Source organism: Bradyrhizobium sp., assembly GCF_016462955.1.
GTDB lineage: Bacteria > Pseudomonadota > Alphaproteobacteria > Rhizobiales > Xanthobacteraceae > Bradyrhizobium.
The window spans coordinates 1-4,766 of record NZ_JAEMSD010000512.1 but is presented as its reverse complement, the minus strand read 5'-3'; the positions used below and the strand labels follow the sequence as shown (position 1 = coordinate 4,766).

The following is a 4,766-nucleotide window of genomic DNA, read 5'->3' as shown; positions in this document are numbered from 1 at the left end:
TGGTGGGGGCAGTTCTTCATGACGCAAAGGGGGCAGTTCCGGATGGCGTTTGACAAGCTCGCAGTGATCCTGCATCGGATCTGGGTCGATGGCACGACTTACCGATGGACCGAAGCGGGCCCGATCACAGCATAGAACACGTCGAGGAGATCAAGAACGCGACCGGGCTGAACTGAAGCCCGATGCCCGAAGTCCCGTCGCCGGGACGGTGGATCCGGTGAAGCCGTTACACGGCCCTCAGGTTCATGCGGTCGACGAGACCGGCAGGGTCGTCGCCCGTAAAAAGCTTCGCCGCTCCGAGGTGATCGAGTTCTTCGAGGCGTTGTCGCCCTGCTTGATCGGCATGGAGGCCTGCGGTAGCGCTCATCATTGGGGCCGGGAGCTGACCGCGCTCGGCCACGACGTTCGGCTGATGCCGGCAGGATATGTCAAACCCTACATCAAGCGGGGCAAGAACGACGCAGTCGACGCGGAGGCGATCTGCGAAGCGGTCGCTCGACCAATGGACTGAACGATCGTATGACCAGTTAAAGATCAGTGCGGAGATGTAATGCGATGGAGCGACATGCAGCGGGGCGTTCTTCGTTAAAAAAAGAAGAATGGATGGCGCAGTCAGAGTCTCCGTCCATCAGTCCCCAAGTTCGCAAATCGGCCGAAGAATCTCTTCCCGAAAAACCACCTTCCCAGGAGACGAAGCGTCCCCCTGCCCAAAAATCACGACTTCGCTCCCTGATGTTTGCTTTGCTCCCGCTCGCGCTTGTGATCGGGACGTATTACTACGTGACCGGCGGAGCGACCATGTCGACCGAGAACGCGTATGTGCAGGCCGACAAGGTGGGATTGTCGACCGATGTCGGCGGAATCGTCAGTGAAATTCTGGTGCATGACAACCAGACAGTCGCCAAGGGCGCCATTCTGTTCAAGCTCGATCCCCAGCAATTCCAGTTTGCTCTTGATCGGGCAGAAGCCCAAATTGGCAACACGAGAAACGATTTACTCGCGTTGCAGGCGAGTTACCGGAATATGCAGGCTCAAGTCGAGCAGGCCAAAAAGGATGTCGAATTCAACACGGTCAATTTCCAACGCCAGCAACAGCTCCTCGCCAGTCACTTCACGCCACAAGCGACCTTCGACGCGGCGCGCAATACATTGGAAGGGGCACAGCAAAAGCTGGCTTCATTGCAGGCGCAATTGGCTGGACTTGCCGCCAACCTGAATGGGAATCCCGATGCGCCAATCGAAGACCATCCGCGGTACAAAGATGCGATAGCCGCTCGCAACGAAGCCGCCCGCGAGCTGGCGCATGCGGTTGTAAGGGCGCCTTTCAACGGCATTGTCACCAATGTGCCATCGCTGCAGCCGGGACAATATCTCGCGGCTGCTGCAACTGGTTTCAACATCGTCTCAACCGATGATGTCTGGATTCAATCAGACCCGAAAGAGACCGAGCTTACGTACGTCAAGCCGGGCCAACACGCGGTTATCGAGGTCGACACATATCCTGGGGTCAAATGGTCGGTACGGTCGACAGTATTAGCCCCGCGTCGGCTTCGAGTTTTTCGCTTTTGCCGGCAGAAAACACCAGCGGCAACTGGGTGAAGGTCGTGCAACGCATTCCGATGCGCGTCTGGGTTAAAAACGATCCCGCAAAGCCGGCGCTCCGGGTGGGGATGAGCGTCGTGCTTAGCATTGATACAGGCCATCCGCGCGGATTTCCGAGCTTCCTGGTCGACTTGTTTGGATCATCGAGGACATCGAATGGCTAGCCCACAGTCGGGTGCACGTCCTGTCAATCGCCCAGCGATTACTGCCTGCGTCATTCTCTCGGTCATCATGCAGGCATTGGATACCACCATTGCGAACGTGGCGCTTCCGTACATCCAGGGCAGTGTGTCAGCCAGCGCGGACCAGATAAATTGGGTTCTCACCTCTTACATCGTCGCAGCGGCGATCATGACGCCTCCCTCGGGTTTCCTCGCCAGCAAGTTCGGGCGCCAACGCGTGCTGCTGGTGGCGATCGCCGGCTTCGTCGTCGCTTCGGTCCTGTGCGGCATCGCGCAATCCCTGTCTCAGATCGTTGCCTTTCGTCTGCTTCAGGGATTCTTCGGTGCCGCGCTGGTGCCGATCGCGCAGTCCATTCTCCTCGATGTTTACACGGCGAAGGAGCGGGGTTCCGCAATGGCGCTGTTCGGGGTCTCCGTCATGGTAGGGCCCGTTTTGGGACCCATCATCGGAGGCTATCTCACCGATCATTTTAGCTGGCGCTGGGTCTTCTACATCAATATTCCCATTGGGGCGCTGGCATTTGGCGGAATCTCTGCGTTTTTGCGGGAGAAGAAGGAACTGGGCAACACCAAGCTCGACTGGCTCGGCTTCGGGAGCTTAAGCGTTGCAATCGCTGCAATGCAGGTCTTCCTCGATCGGGGCGCGCAACTTGACTGGTTTTCCTCGCTGGAGATCCTGATCGAAGCGACCGTAGCAGTTTCGGCCTTCTACGTTTTTCTCGTCCACACCTTCACGGCGGCAGCAGGCAATTCGTTCGTCGATCCGCGGCTCTTCCTCGACCGCAATTTTGCGGTAGGCATGCTTTTCATCTTTATCGTTGGCATCACATATCTTGCCTCGCTCGCGTTGCTGACGCCGTTTCTGCAAACCTTGATGGGGTATCCGGTCGTGACGGCCGGAATCGTCATGGGGCCGCGCGGTATGGGAACGATGGTTTGCATGTTTCTGGTCGGTCGCCTGATCGGGCGTGTCGATACCCGATGGCTGCTGATGATCGGTCTGTTGCTGACTGCCTGGGCAATGTACGACATGACCGGCTGGAATCAAAACGTCTCGGAAGCAACTATTGCGCTGACCGGATTCATCCAAGGTGCAGGTCTGGGATTTCTCTTTGTACCTCTGACGACGGTGACCTTCTCAACCCTTCCTGAAAAGAAGCGCGGAGATGCGACGGGGCTGTACAACTTGTCGCGCAACGTGGGCTCGAGCGTTGGAATATCGATCGTATGCTATCTTTTGATCCGAAACGGACAGATCAATCATGCCACCATTTCGGCTCACGTCACGGCGACCAATCGCGCATTCGATAACTCCGCTGTCTTGCATGCATTGAGCCCATGGAGCCCGACGGGGCGAGCCGCACTCGATCAGCTTGTTCAAATGCAGGCTTCGATCATCAGCTATATTGATGATTTCAAACTGATGATGGTCCTATCCTTGGCGGCGATTCCGTTGGTTCTGCTTTTGCGGCGAGGTGGCAGCTCTTCGCCGAGTGATCATGCGATGGTCATGGAATAGTTTAGAAGCCACAGTCGCCTCAAAGGAGGTGAAACAGCGGAGGCAGCCTCCTTCCTCAACATGGGGCCTCTCCCGGAACTTACTTCGAAAGCAAGTGTTCATCATGTGGTGCAGAGGAGATTTGAATGACATGGGCTATGTTCGCTTCCGCCGCGCTTGGACAAGAGGGGAGTGCTGCGCAACGCGAGGCTTGCACACCAGACGCGCTACGTTTGTGTGGACAATACATTCCGGATGCGAACGCCATTGCCACCTGTTTGCGTCATTCCGGGCCTCGTCTCAGCCCGGAATGCCACGCCGTATTTTATCCCTCCCGAGCCGAACTTAGGAATGCACGGCGCGGTGACCTGCCGCCGGCCTCTGGTAGCGAGGACAGCGATAAGTAGGGCATATCCCACCCTCACGCAGCACATACCCCCGCCGCTTCAAGATACAAGCTTGCGATTGCCGGGGGTGCACGCTTTGTCGTCGGGCTCCTGCCGTGTGCCTTTGCGCGCTCTGCTTCATTATGGTTGGGGCTTTCTGCCGGGAAGGGATGTTCAATATGCTTCCCTCCGCAGACTGTGGCTGTAACGCCACGTATGTCCCGTAACGCGCGAGCATTGGCTGGATGGGTAGCGATGCCGGCCAACCGCGGGCACCGATTTGGCGAGCACCTGCGGGTGATCGACAGGCGTCTTTTGACGTCGCTTTTGGTGAGAAGTCGCAAAGAGGCTATTCCAAGAGAAGTGAGAACGAGTAGTATCCGCTGGAACGGTTTCGCTCGATAAAGACGAGAACATGATGGCAGGTATCGAACCTATCTCGTCGTCCGTGAAGTTCGGCTAAGCGACTGAGCCAGAATCGCATTTGTCTTTGTGGATGGTTTTGGGATTGCAGGGTTTTGATGGGTCGGGCATCGGAACCTTGCAATTTCATTTTCAGGATTCCGTCGAATCGCCAGTCATGATTCCTTCGTCGTATCGGAGGTGGCGATGCGACCGAAGAAGCACAGGACGACGGGATCGGGCGATCTGTTCCGGGCCAGGCTGGACCAGATCATCAACATGAAGCACGAGCTGGTTCAGCTCGCCGGCAAGATCGATTGGGACTGGCTCGACGGCGAGATCGCGCCGCTCTACAGCGAGAACGGTCGGCCGGGCATCGCGACCCGCTTCGTGATCGGGCTGCTGCTGCTCAAGCACATTTACGGCCTGTCCGATGAGGGGTGTGCGAGCGTTGGGTCCACGACCCGTATTTCCAGTACTTCACCGGCGAAGAGTTCTTCCAGCACGCGTTCCCGCACGAGCGCTCGGACCTGAGCCATTGGCGCAAGCGGCTCGGCGACAAGCTGGAGCTGTTGCTGGCCGAGAGCTTGCGGGTGGCGCACGAGGCCGGCGCGTTACGCAGCCAGGACCTCAAGCGTGTCACGGTCGATACCACCGTGCAGCCGAAGGCGATCACCTTCCCGACCGACGCCAAGC

The 4,766-nt window shown here is 57.7% G+C and carries 3 protein-coding genes and 2 pseudogenes; all 5 read left to right on the top strand.

From position 1 onward, the window contains the following. Positions 1-208 precede the first annotated feature (208 nt). Positions 209-502 (top strand): annotated as a pseudogene (locus tag JHD07_RS33135) (IS110 family transposase); the annotation flags it as partial. Positions 503-555: 53 nt separating this feature from the next. Then, on the top strand, positions 556-1,599 hold the full coding sequence (locus JHD07_RS33130; protein ID WP_245265994.1) for an HlyD family secretion protein: 1,044 nt from the start codon (positions 556-558) through the stop codon (positions 1,597-1,599). A 159-nt stretch (positions 1,600-1,758) separates the two neighbouring features. Further along, positions 1,759-3,303 (top strand): DHA2 family efflux MFS transporter permease subunit, encoded by a 1,545-nt coding sequence (locus JHD07_RS33125; protein WP_024343493.1) that lies wholly within the window; start codon positions 1,759-1,761, stop codon positions 3,301-3,303. Between the two features lie 125 nt (positions 3,304-3,428). Beyond that, positions 3,429-3,689, top strand: coding sequence for a hypothetical protein (locus JHD07_RS33120; protein WP_080655037.1), 261 nt, complete (start codon positions 3,429-3,431; stop codon positions 3,687-3,689). 588 nt (positions 3,690-4,277) lie between these two features. Then, positions 4,278-4,766, top strand: a pseudogene (locus JHD07_RS33115) (transposase); the annotation flags it as partial.

Bases quoted from the DNA above. Each gene is read 5' to 3' on its own strand.
- JHD07_RS33125 (WP_024343493.1), top strand. From the start codon at position 1,759: ATGGCTAGCCCACAGTCGGGTGCACGTCCTGTCAATCGCCCAGCGATT.
- JHD07_RS33130 (WP_245265994.1), top strand. From the start codon at position 556: ATGGAGCGACATGCAGCGGGGCGTTCTTCGTTAAAAAAAGAAGAATGG.
- JHD07_RS33120 (WP_080655037.1), top strand. From the start codon at position 3,429: ATGACATGGGCTATGTTCGCTTCCGCCGCGCTTGGACAAGAGGGGAGT.